The following is an 18,644-nucleotide window of genomic DNA, read 5'->3' on the forward strand; positions in this document are numbered from 1 at the left end:
TCCGACTATTTTAGAAATAAATTCTTTCTTATGAAAAATCTTAATATCGGTGTTCTTGCATTTATGGGAGTACTTTCTTTTAATTTATCTATGGCGCAACAGAATGCGACAAAGAATAAAACTTTAACAAAACCCGTAAAAACTATGGTAAAAACCACAGAAAACGGATTAACGCTTGTTGATATGGACAAATCTGTACGTCCGCAAGATGATTTTTATAATTATGTAAATGGAACTTGGATGAAAACTGCGAAAATTCCTTCAGATAAAACCAGTTGGGGAAGTTTCAATAAATTGGCGGAAGACACAGATAATCATTCAATGACGATTTTGAATTCCTTACTTACCGAGAAATTTGCTCCAAATAGTGAAGGTCAAAAAATTCAGGATTTGTACCAAACTTATATGGATACTGCAAAAAGAAATGCAGATGGAATGAATCCTATCAAAGGAGATTTGGCGAAAATAGATGCCATTCAAAATCTTGAAGATTTACAAAAATATATCGCTCAAGCTACAGCAGAAGGAAATAATCCTTTTTACGGATGGGGAATAGATGGTGATTTGAAAAATTCTAAAATGAATGCGGTTTATTTAGGTGATGCATCTTTAGGACTTGGGAGAGATTATTACCAAAAAAGCAGTCCAAAAAATACTGAAGTAATTGCAGAATACACAAAATATGTAGCAACAATGTTGGGTAAATTGGGTTATGCAAATCCTTCCGAAACAGCAGCAAAAATTGTAGCTTTTGAAAAAGAAATGGCAATGACACTTCTTACAAATGAGCAAATGCGCGATACAAATTTAATGTACAATCCAAAAAATTTACCTGAACTAAAAACTTTGGTTAAGAATGTAGATCTTCCTGCTTATTTAAAAAGTATTGGTGTAAATACGGATAGAGTTATTATTGGTGAATTAAAATATTATCAAAATTTAGATAAATTTCTTAATGCAGAAGATTTACCGCTCATTAAAGATTATATGAAATTTCATTTATTATCTGGAAGTGCACAATATTTATCTGAAGATTTGGATAATGCAAAATTTGATTTCTATAGCAAATATTTGAGAGGACAAAAAGAACAACGAGCTTTAAACAAGAGAGGTTATCAATTAATTAATGGCGTTTTAGGGGAGGCTTTTGGTAAATTATATGTAGATAAATATTTTCCTGCAGAAGCCAAAACTGAAATGGTAGAATTAATTGGTTACTTGAAAAAAAGTTTTGCAATGCACATCAATGATTTAAAATGGATGTCTTCTACAACCAAAGCAAAAGCTTTAGACAAATTAAATAAATTTACAGTAAAAGTCGCTTATCCAGATAAATGGAAAGATTATTCTAAATTAGATATTAAATCAGAAGCGCAAGGTGGTTCACTTTACAGTAATTTAGAAAGCGTTGCAATGTGGGAAAACCAAAGAAATTTAGATAAAATTGGTAAACCAGTTGATAAATCAGAATGGGGAATGACGCCACAAACGGTAAACGCATATTACAATCCTATTAATAACGAAATCGTTTTTCCAGCTGCAATTTTACAACCGCCATTTTTTAATTTCAAAGCAGATCCTGCAATTAATTTTGGTGGAATTGGCGCAGTAATAGGTCACGAAATGACACATGGTTTTGATGATCAAGGTGCACAATTTGACGGTGATGGAAATCTTAAAGATTGGTGGACTCCTGCCGATAAAGCAAATTTCACGAAAGTTACCAAAGCTTTAGCTTCACAGTATGACAAATACGAACCTGTAAAAGGAAGTTTCGTAAATGGAACTTTTACCAACGGTGAAAATATTGCAGATTTAGGTGGTGTAAATATCGCTTTTGACGCACTTCAAATGTACCTTAAAGACCACGGAACTCCTGGTAAAATTAGCGGTTATACACAAAATCAAAGATTTTTTCTTTCTTGGGCAACGGTTTGGAGAACCATGGCGACAGACAAAAGTAAAGAAAATGCAGTGAAAACAGATCCGCATTCTCCCGGTTATTTTAGATCTTTCGGACCTTTGGTAAACACCGAAGCTTTCTACAAAGCATTTAATTTAAAACCCGGCGATAAACTTTACAAAACACCAGACCAAAGAATCAAAATCTGGTAATATTTTAAATTATATTTTTCCAAAACCATTCTCATCTGTTTGAGAATGGTTTTTATTTGGACTTCTTTTACCGCTTTCCACTCACGTTTCCGCCGCAGCTCGATTCAAGTTGGGGCGCTTACATTTTTTGCAGAATATTATTTATTTTAATTATCTTTGATAGATACTCAATCATTAATTTTTTAATTTATTTTTTATAATGAAAAAACTTACAATAAGTGTTTTAACGCTTTCCACACTTGTTTTTTTTAATGTTTCAAATGCACAGAAAAAATCTGACAAAAATATGAAACCAAAAACCACAAAATCTGTAGAAAAGAAAGACGTCGGTTTAAATTTATCTTACGGAGATTCTTCTGTACGTCCACAAGATGATTTTTATAATTATGTAAATGGCGGTTGGATGAAAACTGCAAAAATCCCTTCAGACCGTTCCCGATGGGGTTCTTTTGATGAACTTCGAGAAGAAACGGATAATTCTTCATTACAAATATTAAACAAAATTTTAGATGAAAAATATGCAGCAAATTCAGAAGGAAAAAAAATTCAAGATTTGTATGCTACTTTTACAGATGTAGCAAAAAGAAATGCAGACGGGATAAATCCTATTAAAGGAGATTTAGCAAAAATTGACGCCATAAATTCTATTTCAGATTTGCAAAAATATTTAATAGATGCCACAAAAACCGGAGACAATCCTTTTTACAATTGGTACGCTTCTGCAGATATGAAAAATTCTAAAATGAATGCAGTTTATTTAGGCGGTCCAACTTTAGGTTTAGGAAAAGATTATTATCAGAAAAAAAATGAAGCCAACTCAAAGATTTTAACAGAATATCAAAAATATGTTGCTTCAATGTTGAATATTATTGGTGAAAATAATTCTGAACAAGAAGCCTCCAAAATTGTAAATTTTGAAGATAAATTAGCATCTTATCTATTAACTTTAGAACAAGGAAGAGATGCAGATTTAAGATACAATCCAGAAACTACGGCACAATTAAAAACTTTGGTTACAAACATAGACTTACCAAATTATCTTACTTCTGTGGGTGTAAATACAGATAAAGTAATTATTGGCGAACTTAATTATTATAAAAATTTAGATAATATTCTTACTGAAGAAAATTTACCGTTGCTCAAAGAGTATATGAAATTTCATATGATTTCTGGAAATGCCGGAAGTTTGTCTCAGAATTTAGACCAAATGAAATTTGATTTTTATTCTAAATATTTACGCGGTCAACAAGAACAACAACCTATGAATAAACGTGGTTTAAATTTAGTAAATGGAGTTCTGGGTGAAGCTTTTGGTAAATTGTATGTAGAAAAATATTTCCCGCCAGAAGCAAAAGCGCAAATGTTAACAATGATAGATTATATCAAAAAAGGTTTCAAAGAGCATATTGCAAATCTAGAATGGATGTCACCTACAACAAAAGCAAAAGCGCAAGAAAAATTATCAAAATTTACAGTGAAAGTTGCTTATCCGGACAAATGGAAAGATTACTCTAAATTAACTTTGAAATCTCCAGCTGAAGGAGGAACTTTATATTCAAATCTCCAAAATGTTTCAGATTGGTCTTATCATAAAAAATTAGACAAAGTAGGAAAACCTGTTGATAAATCAGAATGGGGAATGACGCCACAAACTGTAAATGCTTATTACAGCTCATCTAATAATGAGATTGTTTTCCCAGCCGCCATTTTACAACCGCCCTTTTTTAATTTTAAAGCAGATCCTGCAGTAAATTTTGGTGGAATTGGAGCCGTAATTGGTCACGAAATTTCTCACGGTTTTGATGACAGTGGTTCTAAATTTGATGGTGATGGAAATCTAAATAATTGGTGGACCGACGCAGATAGAGCAAATTTTGAAAAAGCTACTACAAAACTTGGAGAGCAATACAGCGCTTACGAACCCGTAAAAGGAAGTTTTGTGAACGGAAAATTCACAATGGGAGAAAATATTGGGGATTTAGGCGGTTCTTCAGTTGCGTATGATGCGCTTCAAATGTATCTTAAAGATCATGGAAATCCAGGAAAAATTAGTGGTTTAACACAAGATCAAAGATTTTTTATGAGTTGGGCAACTGTTTGGAGAACTAAAGCAACTGATAAAGCGCTTAGTAATCAAGTAAAAACGGATCCACATTCTCCAGGATATTATCGTTCATTTGGACCCATTATTAATTTGGATGCATTCCAAAAAGCGTTTAATTTGAAACCAGGTGATAAACTTTATAAAGCACCAGAAGATAGAATTAAAATTTGGTAAAATTAAATTTTAATATTTTTAAAACCCTTTCAATAATTCTTTGAAAGGGTTTTGATTTATTAAAAGAAAAGTAAAAATCAATTTTAAAACTAAAATCCGTTTCAAAATCGTAAATTTATACAATGGAAATTCTGAAAGAAACACATCAATTAAGCAATAAAAAAGGAAGAAAATTTTTAGCGACACAGTTCTATAAAAAATCTTCCAAAGCGATACCAATTGTTATTTTTGCTCATGGCTATAAAGGTTTTAAAGATTGGGGCGCGTGGAATTTAATGGCAGAAAAATTTGCAAAAGCGGGTTATTTATTTGTGAGTTTTAATTTTTCTATGAACGGTATTGGTTTAGAAAATACTTCAGAATTTACTGATATTGAAGCTTTTTCAGAGAATAATTATATTCAAGAATTGGATGATTTAGAAATTGTGATTGATTATGTTTCTAAATTACAAACTGCGGATTCTTCTAAAATTACTTTACTTGGACACAGTCGCGGCGGTGGAATTTGTATTTTGAAAGCAGCAGAAGATGATAGAATTACTTCATTAATTACATTCGCAAGTGTTGATTCTATGAATCGTTTTGTAACGGGAAAAAAATTAGAAGATTGGAGAAATTCTGGTATCTACGAAACTTATAATAGCAGAACGAAACAACAAATGCCGCATAAAATTCAATTTTTAGATAATTATTTAGAATTTAAAGAACGGTTAAATGTTCAAAAAGCGGCGAAATCTTTGAAGATTCCGACATTAATTATCCATGGAAAAAATGATGAAAGTGTTGAGGTTTCAAACGCTGAAAATTTAAGAAAATGGATTACACATTCAGATTTAATATTAATTGAAAACACAGGTCACACTTTTAATTCCAAAGAACCGTGGACGGATTTTAAACTTCCTGTTCCAATGAATTTGGCGGTTAAATCGGCGATAGAATTTTTAAATAAATTACATTACGTTCTTTAAAATTACTTTTTTAAAATTTCCCAAGCCTCATTAATTTTACTTTCTAAAAGTAAAGTTCTCGCGTTTTTATGAATTTCTAAATCTGAACTAAAATTTCCTTTTGGAAGTTCTTCAATATTTGCAAGCATTCCTAAATCATTTCCTGTGAAAATTGTAGAATTTTTAATTTCATTTGGTAATTGATCATAACCAATTCCTTTTGTTACCAAAGGTTTAGGAACTTGAAACAAAGTTTCTGGTGAAGTTTTTCCGTACCAATTTCCGCCCAATCTGGAAACTAAATTAAGTTTTGTTTGGTCTAATTTTTCATTTTCATCTAAAAATTCTTCACGAACATGAACTTTCAAAACCTCACAAATAATTAAATTGCCTGCGCCACCTTTTTTTCCTAAATGTTTTATTTCTAAAACTTTACATTCCATATTTACAGGACTTTCAACAATTAATGGTGGTTTTACCAAATCTGCTTTTTTCATTGTTAAACCAGCTTTGATGAATTCGTTAACATTTTCTTCATATTCTGTAGAAGCTAGAGAAACTTGTTGTACCATATCAAAATTTACATTTCCAATCACTACTTCCGGAACTTCCAGGAGATTTTCTAATGTATGTTTTGTTGTATTGTCGCGAACTCTTCTAGCGGGAGAAAAAATCACAACCGGTGGATTTGAAGAAAAGATATTAAAAAAACTAAAAGGAGAAAGATTGATATTTCCATTTTTTCCAATAGTAGAAGCCAAAGCAATCGGTCGCGGCGCGATTGCAGTTTGTAGCAAAGTTTGAAGTTCGAAATTATTGAGATCTTTTAGGTTGATTGATTTCATATTATTTTTTATCACATAAGTTCTTTTTATTTGCGCATAATTTTAGTCAACATAAGTGCACATAAGTTTTTAAAAATCTTTAATTTTTTATTTCTTATTTTTTAATTTTTCGGGAGTTTACTAAAGTATTGGTTTACAAAAGTTTCGTGACCATCATGATATAAATTTTTAACATTGAAATTAACAAGAATTGCTTTTGGAACTTTTAATAGATTCATATAATTCATTGTTTGAGCACGATGAATATTATGAAATTCAACAATAGATTTTAATTCAATAACAATTAAATCTTCTACTAAAAAATCACATTTCACTTTACAATCAATAATTTCACCTTTATAATTAAATGGAATTTCCAATTCTGATTTGGCTTTTAAATTTAATAAATCGAATTCCTTTTTCAAACATTGATGATAAACATTTTCAAAAAGTCCAGGTCCCAGAATTTTGTGAACTTCAATACAAGCTCCTGTAATCTTATAAGTTAGTTCATTAATATATTTCTGTGTAATTTCCATTTATAGAATATTTTAATTAAAACTAATGTGTACTTATGTTTACTAAAATAAAGAATAAAAAAGAGAAAAACTAATGTGTTGAAAAAATTAAATTTTAGCCGCCAAAATCTGTCCAAAAACTTCACCAAAACCAACACGAATTCCATCTTTTTCCGCCCAACCTTTCATAATAATCGTATCATTATCATTGATGAATTTTCGTTCTGTTCCGTCTTTTAATTTAATTGGATTTGTTCCGCGCCAAGTGAGTTCCAACATTGAACCGTAAGAATTTTTATCTTTCCCGGAAATTGTTCCCGAAGCGTATAAATCTCCAACTTCCACATTACAACCATTTACGGTGTGATGCGCCAATTGTTGCGCCATATTCCAATACATATATTTGAAATTACTTTCTGAAATTAGATTTTCTTCGCCGTTTTCTGGTTTTAAATAAACTTCTAAATTAATATCAAAATTTTTGTCACCATTAAATTTTAAATAATCTAAAACTTCTGGTTCTTGTTTTGGAGAAGATGTTCTGAAAGGTTCAAGTGCTTCTAAAGTTACAATCCAAGGTGAAACAGAAGAACCGAAATTTTTCCCTAAAAATGGTCCGAGCGGCACATACTCCCAAGATTGAATATCTCGCGCGCTCCAATCATTAAATAAAACCAAACCGAAAATGGAATTTTCTGCTTTTTCTACAGAAATTGAATCACCCATTTCTGTGTTTTCATTGACAATAAATCCCATTTCCAATTCAAAATCTAATTGTTGAGAAGGACCGAAAATTGGTGAAACCGCATCTTTCGGTTTTGTTTGTCCTTTTGGACGGTAAATTTCTACACCAGAAATTACGATGGAAGAAGCTCTTCCGTGATATCCAACTGGAAGATGTCGCCAATTTGGTAAAAGTGCATTTTCTGGATCTCGAAACATGGCGCCCACATTTGTCGCGTGTTCAATACTTGAATAAAAATCAGTGTAATTTGGAACGTGAACCGGCATCATCATTTGTACTTGATCTAAATCAAAAAAACAATCGGAAATGCTTTTTTCATCTTTTGACAAAGAAGAACCTTCCGAAAACAATTCTTGTAATTTTATCCGAACTGCGTTTGTAATTGGTTTTCCCAATTCAATAAAGGCATTTAAAGTATAAGCTTCAAAATAATTTTCTGTTAAACCTTCAATTTCATCTAAAAAACCGTAATCATAAAGAGTTGCAAGATCTACAACCATATCACCAATTCTTGTGCAACATGCGATATATTCTTTGTTAAAAACCGCTACTCCAAAAGGAATATTATGAATTGAAAAATCTGAATCTGAAGAATATTGTATAAAAGATTTCATAAAAATGTTTGTTAAATTTAAATTTTAAAAGTTACGAAAATAAAAAACTTTGCTCCATATTTGAAGCAAAGTTTTAATAATTTATTTTTCCAAATAATGCGTTTCCAGCCATTTTTCGCCGGTATTAATATCTAATAAATACCAATAACCTTTGTAATAATTTAAAAGTAAATTATAAACTTTTGGAATTGGGATTTTTTTGCCTTCTAAAATATCTCCGCGAACAGAAATACTGTTATGCTTTCTTAAAATATCACCATTAAAAATATTAGAGAAATTATCTCCCATTTTTTTATCGTCTATAAGTTCAATAATTTGAACTTTATTATCTGCTAAAAACTCTATGATGTGACGTTCTGAGTGATCTGGAGCATCTACTAAAACGAAAAACTTTTTTCCTTCTAAATTATAATTGTCATACTCTTTTTGACTTTTATTATTCGTTTCTAATTTATCTAGAATTTTATTTATCAATTTAAAATTCTGCGCAGAAAACAGACAAAAAGAAAATAATATAAATGCACTTACTAATATTTTTCTCATAAATAGTCTTTTAAATATTGAAGTAAAAATGCAGCTAGAAATTGGTTTATAAATTACCTCTTTTTTCTTGTTCTTTTTCTAAAGCCTCAAATAAAGCCTTGAAATTTCCCGCTCCAAAGCTTTGTGCACCGTGCCTTTCTATAATTTCATAAAAAAGAGTAGGGCGATCTTCTACTGGTTTTGTGAAAATTTGAAGTAAATAACCTTCTTCATCGTGATCAATTAAAATTCCCAGATCTTGTAATTTTTTGATGTCTTCATCAATATTTCCCACTCGTTCTGGAACCATGTCATAATAAGCTTCGGGAGGAGCGCCAAGAAATTCTACACCGCGGGATTTTAATTCTGTTACCGTTTTTATAATATCTTTTGTTGCAACTGCAATATGTTGAACGCCTTCTCCTTCGTAAAAATCTAAATATTCTTCAACTTGTGATTTTCTTTTTCCTTCTGCAGGTTCGTTGATGGGAAATTTAGAAAATCCATTTCCATTGCTCATTACTTTAGACATTAAAGCAGAATATTCTGTGTTGATTTGTTTATCGTCAAATGATAAAATATTCACAAATCCCATTACATCTTCATACCATTTTACAACAGGAAGCATTCTGTTCCAACCCACATTTCCAACGCAGTGATCCACATATAAAAGTCCTGTTTCAGAAGGATTATAATCACTTTCCCATTTTACAAAACCGGGCATAAATTCACCAGAATAATTTTTTCTTTCAATAAACATGTGAACTGTTTCGCCATAAGTGTAAATTCCCGCCATTTTCACTTCGCCATTTTCATCTGAAATCGTTTTCGGTTCCATATAAACTTTGCCACCACGTTTGGTAGTTTCTTCAAAAGCTTTGTACGCGTCATCTACCCAAAGCGCTAAAATTTTCACACCATCTCCGTGTTTTCTTTGATGTTCTACAATTGGTGAATCAGAATTTAAACCTGAAGTTAAAACTAATTTTATTTTTCCTTGTTGTAAAACATATGAAACTCTATCACGAACTCCAGTTTCTGGACCGGAATAAGCCAAAGATTGAAAACCAAATGCTGTTTTGTAATAATGTGCGGCTTGTTTCGCATTTCCGACATAAAATTCTAAATAATCTGTACCATTAATTGGTAAAAAATTTTCGGCTTGCGCTATTTTTTCGGCAAAAGTAAGTGTGGACATTTTTCTATATTTTGAAATGCAATTTACAAAAATTCAATTAAAACAGAATCTTTCGCTTAGAACTTGATTTCAATATTTAAGATTTAATAAGTTTCTGAAATTGTTCTTTTTTCTAAAATTTTAGAATTTTTTTTAAATTAATTAAATTTATTATCGTAATATTGCAATATTAAATTATTAATTAAAATGGGAGCAACTAAAACAGAACATTACACAGAAAGACAGAACGAAATATCGATACTTGCAAAAGCTTTAGGACATCCGGCGAGAATTGCGATTTTAGATTATCTTGCAACAGTTAATACTTGTATCTGTGGCGATATTGTAAATGAATTGCCATTATCACAACCTACAGTTTCTCAACATTTAAAGGAACTAAAAAATGCAAAATTAATTAAAGGAAATATTGAAGGAAACTCCATTTGTTACTGCATTAATGAAAATACATTAGAGAAAATTAAAAATTTTATTAATGGAATTTCCGCTCAAATCTTAAAAACCAGCAATTGCTGTTAAAATAAATAATTATGACAAATAACGAAGAAATAAAAGAAATGGTAAAGCAAAAATACAGTGAAATTGCTTTGCAAAACCAAGATACAAATGCAAGTTCTTGCTGTGGAAGCGGCGGTTGTAGCACAGAAGTTTATAACATTATGACCGATGATTATGATAATCTTGAAGGTTATAATGCAGACGCAGATTTAAAATTAGGTTGCGGTTTGCCGACAGAATTTGCCAAAATAAAAAAAGGAAATACTGTTGTAGATTTGGGAAGTGGCGCTGGAAATGATTGTTTCGTAGCCAGACATGAAACGGGCGAAAATGGAAAAGTGATTGGAATAGATTTTACGGAAGCAATGGTAGAAAAAGCCAGAAATAATGCGGAAAAATTAGGATTTAATAATGTTGAATTTCGTTTAGGTGATATTGAGAAAATCCCAATGACATCCAATATTGCAGATGTAGTTGTGAGTAATTGTGTAATGAATTTGGTTCCAGATAAGCCAAAAGCTTTTGCAGAAGTTTTTAGAATTTTAAAAAATGGGGGACATTTCAGTATTTCGGATATTGTTTTGACAGGAGATTTACCAGAAAGTATAAAAAACGCTGCAGAAATGTATGCAGGTTGCGTTGCGAGTGCGATCCAAAAAGATGATTATTTAAAAATAATTAGAGAAGCAGGTTTTAAAAATATGATTATTCAGAAAGAAAAACCAATTGTAATTCCGGATGATATTTTAAAAAATTATCTTTCTGCGGAAGATATAGAGATTTACAATTCTAATAAAAATATTATTTTCAGCATCACCGTTTTTGCAGAAAAAGTTGGAGATTGTTGCGGAACAAATTGTTGTTAAAAATATGTTTCAATATTTTTATTAAAAAAGAATCTCTCTTCTAAATGAGGAGAGGTTCTTTTACTTTTAAATTTAATTTAATTATGACAATTTAAAACGTTCAAAAGTTGCTTTTTCCAACATTTCTCTGTCGTCTGGATGAGAAATTTCAATTAAAGCTTTTGCTCTTTGCAATAAATTTTTCCCGTATAAATAAGCAACTCCAAATTCTGTCACCACATAATGCATGTGACCGCGCGTTGTAACAACTCCTGCTCCTTGTTTCAAAAATGGAACAATTCTCGGAATACCTTTTTTAGTGCGAGAAGAAATTGCAATAATTGGTTTTCCACCTGGACTTAAAGCCGCACCACGCATGAAATCCATTTGTCCGCCAATGCCGCTAAACTGAAAAGTACCGATAGAATCTGCGCAAACTTGTCCTGTTAAATCTATTTCAATAGCAGAATTTATAGCGACCATTTTCTTATTTTTCATAATATTAATGGGATAATTCACGTGTTCTACATCCATAAATTCAAATGAGGGATTGTCATTAATATAATCGTATAATTTTTTTGTTCCAAACGCAAAACTTGTAATTGTTCGGTTTAGATGAGTGCCTTTAAATTTATTATTTATTACATCGTTTGCAACTAAATCTACAATTCCGTCACTAATCATTTCGGTATGAACACCTAAATCTTTATGATTATTTAAACAACGTAAAACCGCATCTGGAATCGTTCCGATTCCCATTTGCAAAGTGCTTTTATCATCAATTAATTCTGCAATATTTTTACCGATTACCATTTCTGTTTCAGTTACTTTTGCGCCATAATCTATAGTTAAAAGTTCTTCTTCATGCCATACCATTTTGTGGATTCTAGAAATGTGAATCATTCCTTCACCGTGAGTTCTTGGCATTTTTGGATTGACTTGTGCAATAATTAATTTCGCTGTATCAATCGCACCTCGCGCAACATCTACAGAAGTTCCCAAAGTGCAATAACCGTGTTTATCTGGCGGTGAAACTGTAATCATTGCGACATCTAAAGGTAAAATTCCATTTTTAAATAATGTTGGAATTTCACTCAAAAAAACGGGAACAAAATCGCCTCGTTCAGAATTTACAGCTTCACGAACCGGTGTTGAAACAAAAAGTGAATTGATGAAAAAAGAATCTTTGTATTGCGGTTTAGCGATTTCTACATTTCCTTGTTGCGTAATGGAAACGAACTCCACTTTCTTTAATCGAGATGATTGTTTTGCCAATTCGTCGATTAATAAATTAGGTGTACACGCACTTCCATGAGAAAATATTCTGTCGCCACTTTTTATAACTGAAACGGCTTCTTCTGCACTTACATAATTTAACATCTGTATCAATTTTTATTGTAAAGTAAAAGTACAATTTAAAAAAATCGAAAAGAAATTACGAGGTGTGATTTATGTCAATCTCCATTAAAAAAAAGTATGTTTTTTTAATTTAAAATAGGGAATTACTCCATCAATCTATCTTTGATATCATTTTCCGGTTCGTCTAACCAAGAGATTTTATAAGTTGGATCTTCCACTTTCATCGCTTCTTCAGTAATTTGAAACGGTCTAAAAGGATCAACCATCACTGCAAATTCGTCAGTAAATTTTTTACCAATACTTCGTTCCATCGCTCCTGGATGCGGTCCGTGAACAATTCCTCCTGGATGCAAAGTGAAATCCATTAAATCAATGTGATTTCTGCTCATAAAATCGCCTTCCGTGTAAAACAAAACTTCGTCAGAATCTATGTTTGAGTGATTATACGGCGCCGGAATTGACTGCGGATGATAATCATACATTCTTGCCACAAAAGAACAAACGACAAAATTATGTCCTTCAAAATTCTGATGAACAGGCGGCGGTTGATGAATTCTTCCCGTAATTGGTTCGAAATTTTTAATATTAAATTTATAGGGGTAAAAATAACCGTCCCAACCGACAACGTCAAAAGGATGCGTTGTGTAAATAAAATCAGTAATCTGATTTTGTTTTTTTACTTTAATTAAAAAATCGCCTTTTTCTTTTATTGGTTCTTGTAAAATTGGGGTTTCAATATCTCTTTCGCAAAATGGAGAATGTTCTAATAATTGTCCAGACTCATTTCTATAGCGTTTGGGAGTAACAATTGGAGAGTGACTTTCTAAGAAAAAAAAGACATTTTCTTTGGTATCAAAATGTATTTTGTAAATCGTTCCTCTTGGAATTATTAAATAATCACCTTTTGAAAAAGTAAGATTTCCGATAAAAGTTTTTAAAATACCAGTTCCTTCATGCACGAAAAGTAACTCATCACATTCTGCATTTTTATAGAAATATTCTGTGGAATTTTGTGGTTTTGCCAAACCCATTTTTAAATCATTATTTACCAAAAGTACTTTTCGGCTGTCGAGAAAATCGGATTCTGGTGAAACATTCATTCCTTTAAACATTCGCGGAGTTACGTTTTTTGCCACGGCAATTTTTGGTGAAACATCTTTTGGTTCGCCGATGGATTTTATTTGCGTTGGTCTTTCTAAATGGTAAAGCAAAGAGGAAATCCCGTGAAAACCTTCTGTTCCAAAAAGTTGTTCGTAATAGAAATTGCCTTCTTCAGATTTGAAAATGGTATGTCTTTTTGGTGGAATTTTACCTTGATGAACGTAACTCATAACTTTACTTTTTGATTTAGGTAAAGTTACGAAAAATTAAAAATTTAAAGAAAATATTCAATAATATTAAAGAGTAATAAGTTTTAAAAAGAGTCTTTGTCATTCCGAAGGAATCTAAACAATATAGATTCCTTCGGAATGATAAAAAATTGTAAATAGATTATTTAAAAACTTTTAATTCCGGAAATCTCCCATATCCAATTTCAAAGAAAAGAAATTAGAATAAAAATTACTACCGCCAATTCCAGAATTTGTGATGGCGTAATCTAAAGTTAAACCGCGGTATTTGATGCCAATTCCTGCGCTCGGTTGAAAGGAAACTTTTCGTTTTAAACTTTCGATATCTGTAATACTTTGAAAACGATTTACACCAACTCTCACAAAAATTAAATCCTGAAATTTTAATTCTGCACCTGCGTAAGGCGTAATACTTGCGAAATCTGTGGAAATTAAAGCAGCAGTTTTTGCAAAATCTACATTAATTCCAACTTCAGGCAATAAAGATAAATCACGGTTGAGATCGAAGTTTTTACTTGCACCGATATTTAATTTTGGCATTGTAATTTCCAATTTATCCTTTGGCGCAGGATTAAATTCTTGCCCATTTACAACGGTGGATAATTCATTTTGATTAACTGTCCAAAAATTAACTGTAGTTGTTGCATCTCGCAACATTCCGCCAAAATTAATTCCATTTTCTGCGTGATAAATTGCACCAATGTCAAAACCAAAACCATAACCAGAAGCAAATTTTCCAATATTCCGATAAACTAATTTTGCATTGACTCCCAAATCTAACCTCTGATTTCCTCCTGGATGAAATGCGAAAGAAACTAGCGCGGCGTAATCTGACGCGGAAAAACTAGTGATTTTATCGTAATCAATATTTCCTTCGCTGTCAATTAATTGTGTGGTATTTAAAATGTTATCAACTCCCAAACGAATAATTGAAACGGCAAAAACACCATTTTTACTATCTAAAGGTTTTGCATAAGCGATGTAATCATATTTTGCAATACTTTCAAAATATTCTGCATGCATCGCTGCAACTTGGTAATCTCTGTCGATCGTCATTAAACCTGCAGGATTCCACATTGGAGAATAAACATCATTTTGATTAGAAATTACCGCACCGCCCATTCCTAAACCTCTTGCGCCTGCTCCGATATTTAGAAATTCATTGGAATATTTACGGATAATTTGTGCCTGCAAAATACATCCACAAAAGAAAAGAGTTAAAAGTAAATTTTTCTTCATTAACTGTTATTAAACCGCAGTTTCTAATTTTTTCTTTCTGGCTTTGATAATTCCATTTGCAACAATTGATAAGATCATAATTAAAGAAGCAATATAAAAAATCGGACTCATATGTTCTGATTCTCCAAAAATAAAATAAGCAAAAATAATCCCATAAACTGGCTCCATATTTACCGTTAAAATTAAGGTAAATGGAGAAATGTACTTCATTAAATTTACTGATTCAAACATCGGAAAAGCTGTAAAAACGCTTGCCAATAAAGTTAATAACGCTAAATCTCTATAACTTATTTCGTGAAAAGTGAAAATTGTTCCAGTTGCTAAAAAGACTAAAGAAATTAATAACCAACCGCCAAAAATTTCGTAAAAAATAATATTTCCAGAATTGGTTTTGCCAAACATTCTTCCGTTTAAAACTGAAAATAAAGTTCCAAAGAAAGCGCACAAAATTCCTGCAATAATTCCCAGTTTATAATGGAGTTCTGCTTGAAAAATAACTGAAATACAAACTACGATGATTATACCAATGATGACTTCGGCGATGTCAATTTTCCGACGAAATATAATTGGTTCTAAAATAGATGCAAATAAAGTAGAAAGTGCGAGACAAGAAAGTGCGATGGAAACATTAGAAACTTTGATGGAATAAAAAAAGCATAACCAATGAAAAGCCATCAAACCGCCAATTCCGAAGAGTTGAAATAAAATTTTCTTTGAAACATGCAAACTTCTTTTTTTAATAAATCTGATATATACATAAAGAAAAATGGCAGCGAAAAGCATTCTAAAAAAAACCAAAGCCATTGCTTCCGTGTGAATTAGTTTACCTAAAATAGCCGTAAAACCCCATAAAAATACAATTAAATGGAGCCTAAAAATCGAGGATTTATAAAGTTGATTTTTCACTTTGCAAAACTATTCAAAATTTCTCTTTTAATTAGCAACTTTAAATTTAATTAAGTGAAAAATTAAACAAAAAAAACATTCCAATTTTATCAGAATGTTTAAAGTTAAAAAGTTATAAATTATTTACGATACTATTTTCGCATCTATCACTTTATTATTTGATTTCTCATTTTCCCACGCTAAAAAACGTTCAGTTTCTTTTATCAGCAAAGGAATTGCAAGTGCAACCAAAGCCAAATCGTCCATCACACCAATTACAGGAATCCAATCTGGAATAATATCGATGGGCGAAAGAATGTATAACAAAACAGCGCCTGGAATAATTAGATTCTTGATTTCCGGTTTGTATTGTCTTTTGCGAATTGAATTTAACATTCTCGCAATAGTTGGTAATTTACTAATGAAACCTTTATGCTTAAAAGCTTCGATTGCTAAGTTTATTTTTGATGACATTTTATATAAATTTTTAACTTATTTGCAAAATCTATTCCAATAAATCTAAAATTTATTTTGTTACATTATCAATAAACTCTGAAACGTTTTTGGAATTCCAATCTTTTGAGCCATCCTCCTTTTGTAAAATTCTTCCTCCTTTTCCTAAAATATAAGTTGTCGGAAAAACGCTTGGTAATAATTTTTCAGTTAAAGGACTTTGCGCCACATAAACCGGAACGTTGTAATTATTTTCTTTTAAAAATTTCCGAATATCCTCTTCTTTATCTTGCATCGCAATAAGCACGAATTTCATTTTTCCATTTTTTGCATCATGCAATTTCTGAATTGACGGCCATTCCGCGCGACACGGAGGACACCAAGTTCCCCAAAAATTTAGAAAAACTGTTTCGTTTTTGAAGTCTTTTAAATTCGCATCTGGAACATTTATTCCTTTTAACGCAAGATTATAATCGGCGTCAGAAAAAGTAATTTCACTTTCAACTTTGCTGATAGATGGACTCATTAAAATTTGTCCACGAACAAAATCACCAAATTTAGGAATAGTGAAAACCGCAATCATAAAAGCAGTTAACAATAAATAAAAAATATTTTTCTTCAAAAATTTCATTTTATAATAGATTTAAAATCTCGTCGATTGTATCTTTTCCACGGTTTTTTGCATAGTAAACTTGCAAGTCATTGTGAAATTCCTCTACAGTATAAGTTTCTGGATTTTGCTTATATTTTTTTAATAATTCTGTGCCGTATTTTGGTCTTGGTCCCCAAACATTTTTCACTGATAAATCTTCATTTAATAAAAGCACAATTGGAATTGCTCTTCCACCATTGGTTAAAAATTGGTCGATTAATGATGTGTCAGAATCTCTTAAAAATATTCTAACTTCATTTCCGGCTGCTTCAAAAAATTCAGAAACTGCAGGAACTGTCGCACTTGCATCGCCACACCACGGTTCGGAAATGATTAAAACTTTTCCTTTAAAACTTTTATTTTTTAGTTCAGAAAGTTGTTCTTCATCAACTTTAAAAGTTTTTAAAGTTCGGTTAATCCGTTGAAGTCCCAATTCATAATATGCTTGATGTTCATCATTTTTATCCGGATTACTAAGGAATCTTTCTTCCGCAACTTTGAGATATTCTTCAAAACTTAGGGCGTTTTGCCAATAATTTTTCATTAAAATTTTCTTATTTTATTTATTAAATATAAATCTGCTATAATAAAAGCGGCTAAATTTTCTACAATTGGAACTGCTCTTGGTAAAACACAAGGATCATGTCTTCCTTTTCCTTCCACAGTTACTTTATTTCCTTCTTTATCGATACTTTCTTGTGGTCGTAAAATTGTCGCAACGGGTTTAAAAGCCACACGGAAATAAATGTCCATTCCATTAGAAATTCCACCTTGAATTCCACCGGAAAGATTTGTTTTTGTAGTTCCGTCTTCGCTGAATTGGTCGTTGTGTTCTGCGCCGGTCATTCTTGCGCCACAAAATCCGCTTCCGTATTCAAAACCTTTTGCAGCATTAATGTTCATCATTCCCTTTGCTAATTCAGCTTGTAATTTTCCAAAAACGGGTTCGCCAATTCCAACTGGAACATTTTGTAAAACACAGGTAATTGTTCCACCAATTGTATTTCCTTCTTTTTTTATTTCTTTAATTTTGGAAATCATTTTTTCTGCAGTTTCCGCATCTGGACAACGAACATCATTAGAATCAATTTTAGAAAAATCTAATTCTTGATATGATTTTTCACAAAAAATATCGCCAACTGATGAAACGTAAGCGTTTATTTTAATCTCTTTTGGCAAAAGTTGTTTGGCTAAACTTCCGGCAATTACCCAATTTAAAGTTTCTCGCGCAGAAGATTTTCCGCCTCCGCGGAAATCTCTAATTCCAAATTTTTTATCATAAGTAAAATCTGCGTGTGACGGTCTGTAATATTGTGAAATATGATCGTAATCTTTTGATTTTTGATTTTCATTAGGCACTAAAAAACCAATCGGTGTTCCAGTTGATTTTCCTTCAAAAATTCCCGATAAAAATTTTACGGTATCACTTTCTTTTCTTTGGGTAACAATCGAAGATTGACCTGGTTTTCTACGGTCTAATTGTTTTTGAATCTCATCAAAATTGATTTCTAAACCTGCTGGAAAATTGTTTAAAATTCCGCCATAAGCTTCGCCGTGACTTTCACCGAAAGTAGAAAGTGTAAGAAAGTTTCCTAAATTGAACATA

The 18,644-nt window shown here is 31.5% G+C and carries 18 protein-coding genes; 5 read left to right on the forward strand and 13 right to left on the reverse strand.

Annotated features, from left to right (window positions below; all coding sequences use genetic code 11):
- Positions 1–30: 30 nt before the first annotated feature.
- The 3 genes from ACN0WB_RS07585 to ACN0WB_RS07595 all read left to right on the forward strand — a co-directional run bounded on the left by ACN0WB_RS07585 (position 31) and on the right by ACN0WB_RS07595 (position 5,361).
- The gene (locus ACN0WB_RS07585) at positions 31–2,115 is read left to right on the forward strand and encodes a M13 family metallopeptidase (RefSeq protein WP_417430452.1); all 2,085 of its coding nucleotides are present in this window, start codon (positions 31–33) and stop codon (positions 2,113–2,115) included.
- A 199-nt stretch (positions 2,116–2,314) separates the two neighbouring features.
- On the forward strand, positions 2,315–4,393 hold the full coding sequence (locus ACN0WB_RS07590; RefSeq protein ID WP_417430454.1) for a M13 family metallopeptidase: 2,079 nt from the start codon (positions 2,315–2,317) through the stop codon (positions 4,391–4,393).
- A gap of 122 nt (positions 4,394–4,515) precedes the next feature.
- Complete coding sequence (locus ACN0WB_RS07595) at positions 4,516–5,361, forward strand: alpha/beta hydrolase family protein (protein ID WP_417430456.1); 846 nt, start codon at positions 4,516–4,518, stop codon at positions 5,359–5,361.
- 2 nt (positions 5,362–5,363) lie between these two features.
- Here the strand turns inward: ACN0WB_RS07595 and ACN0WB_RS07600 are convergent, their stop codons facing one another.
- The 5 genes from ACN0WB_RS07600 to hppD form a co-directional block, all read right to left on the reverse strand.
- Positions 5,364–6,185 (reverse strand): flavin reductase family protein, encoded by an 822-nt coding sequence (locus ACN0WB_RS07600; RefSeq protein WP_417430458.1) that lies wholly within the window; start codon positions 6,183–6,185, stop codon positions 5,364–5,366.
- A 101-nt stretch (positions 6,186–6,286) separates the two neighbouring features.
- Positions 6,287–6,703: a GxxExxY protein gene (locus ACN0WB_RS07605; protein ID WP_417430460.1), complete on the reverse strand. Its 417-nt coding sequence runs from the start codon at positions 6,701–6,703 to the stop codon at positions 6,287–6,289.
- An 87-nt stretch (positions 6,704–6,790) separates the two neighbouring features.
- A complete protein-coding gene (gene fahA, locus ACN0WB_RS07610; RefSeq protein ID WP_417430461.1) occupies positions 6,791–8,041 on the reverse strand; it encodes a fumarylacetoacetase in 1,251 nt (416 codons plus the stop codon).
- 81 nt (positions 8,042–8,122) lie between these two features.
- On the reverse strand, positions 8,123–8,584 hold the full coding sequence (locus ACN0WB_RS07615; protein ID WP_417430463.1) for a hypothetical protein: 462 nt from the start codon (positions 8,582–8,584) through the stop codon (positions 8,123–8,125).
- Between the two features lie 46 nt (positions 8,585–8,630).
- A complete protein-coding gene (hppD, locus tag ACN0WB_RS07620) occupies positions 8,631–9,761 on the reverse strand; it encodes a 4-hydroxyphenylpyruvate dioxygenase (protein ID WP_417430464.1) in 1,131 nt (376 codons plus the stop codon).
- 186 nt (positions 9,762–9,947) lie between these two features.
- Between hppD and ACN0WB_RS07625 the strand changes: the two genes are divergently transcribed.
- Together ACN0WB_RS07625 and ACN0WB_RS07630 are read left to right on the forward strand one after the other, a co-directional pair.
- A complete protein-coding gene (locus ACN0WB_RS07625; protein ID WP_417430466.1) occupies positions 9,948–10,277 on the forward strand; it encodes an ArsR/SmtB family transcription factor in 330 nt (109 codons plus the stop codon).
- Between the two features lie 11 nt (positions 10,278–10,288).
- Positions 10,289–11,122 carry an arsenite methyltransferase gene (locus ACN0WB_RS07630; protein WP_417430468.1) on the forward strand — a complete coding sequence of 278 codons (834 nt, stop codon included), beginning with the start codon at positions 10,289–10,291 and terminating at the stop codon, positions 11,120–11,122.
- 81 nt (positions 11,123–11,203) lie between these two features.
- Here ACN0WB_RS07630 and ACN0WB_RS07635 read toward each other — a convergent pair whose 3' ends face one another.
- The 8 genes from ACN0WB_RS07635 to aroC form a co-directional block, all read right to left on the reverse strand.
- The gene (locus ACN0WB_RS07635) at positions 11,204–12,481 is read right to left on the reverse strand and encodes an acetyl-CoA hydrolase/transferase family protein (RefSeq protein WP_417430470.1); all 1,278 of its coding nucleotides are present in this window, start codon (positions 12,479–12,481) and stop codon (positions 11,204–11,206) included.
- A 122-nt stretch (positions 12,482–12,603) separates the two neighbouring features.
- The gene (locus ACN0WB_RS07640; RefSeq protein WP_417430472.1) at positions 12,604–13,791 is read right to left on the reverse strand and encodes a homogentisate 1,2-dioxygenase; all 1,188 of its coding nucleotides are present in this window, start codon (positions 13,789–13,791) and stop codon (positions 12,604–12,606) included.
- A 174-nt stretch (positions 13,792–13,965) separates the two neighbouring features.
- Entirely contained in the window at positions 13,966–15,048 is a 1,083-nt protein-coding gene (locus ACN0WB_RS07645; protein ID WP_417430474.1) for a PorV/PorQ family protein, read from the reverse strand.
- Between the two features lie 9 nt (positions 15,049–15,057).
- A complete protein-coding gene (locus tag ACN0WB_RS07650) occupies positions 15,058–15,954 on the reverse strand; it encodes a DMT family transporter (protein WP_417430476.1) in 897 nt (298 codons plus the stop codon).
- 123 nt (positions 15,955–16,077) lie between these two features.
- Positions 16,078–16,407 (reverse strand): YkvA family protein, encoded by a 330-nt coding sequence (locus ACN0WB_RS07655; protein ID WP_417430478.1) that lies wholly within the window; start codon positions 16,405–16,407, stop codon positions 16,078–16,080.
- A gap of 52 nt (positions 16,408–16,459) precedes the next feature.
- Positions 16,460–17,017, reverse strand: coding sequence for a TlpA family protein disulfide reductase (locus ACN0WB_RS07660; protein ID WP_417430480.1), 558 nt, complete (start codon positions 17,015–17,017; stop codon positions 16,460–16,462).
- A gap of 1 nt (position 17,018) precedes the next feature.
- Complete coding sequence (locus ACN0WB_RS07665) at positions 17,019–17,582, reverse strand: thioredoxin family protein (RefSeq protein ID WP_417430482.1); 564 nt, start codon at positions 17,580–17,582, stop codon at positions 17,019–17,021.
- Complete coding sequence (gene aroC, locus ACN0WB_RS07670) at positions 17,582–18,643, reverse strand: chorismate synthase (RefSeq protein WP_417430484.1); 1,062 nt, start codon at positions 18,641–18,643, stop codon at positions 17,582–17,584. The genes ACN0WB_RS07665 and aroC overlap by 1 nt, the downstream gene beginning before the upstream one ends.
- Position 18,644 lies beyond the last annotated feature (1 nt).

The sequence above is a fragment of the Halpernia sp. genome (genome assembly GCF_048269545.1).
In the GTDB taxonomy this organism is placed as follows: domain Bacteria; phylum Bacteroidota; class Bacteroidia; order Flavobacteriales; family Weeksellaceae; genus Halpernia.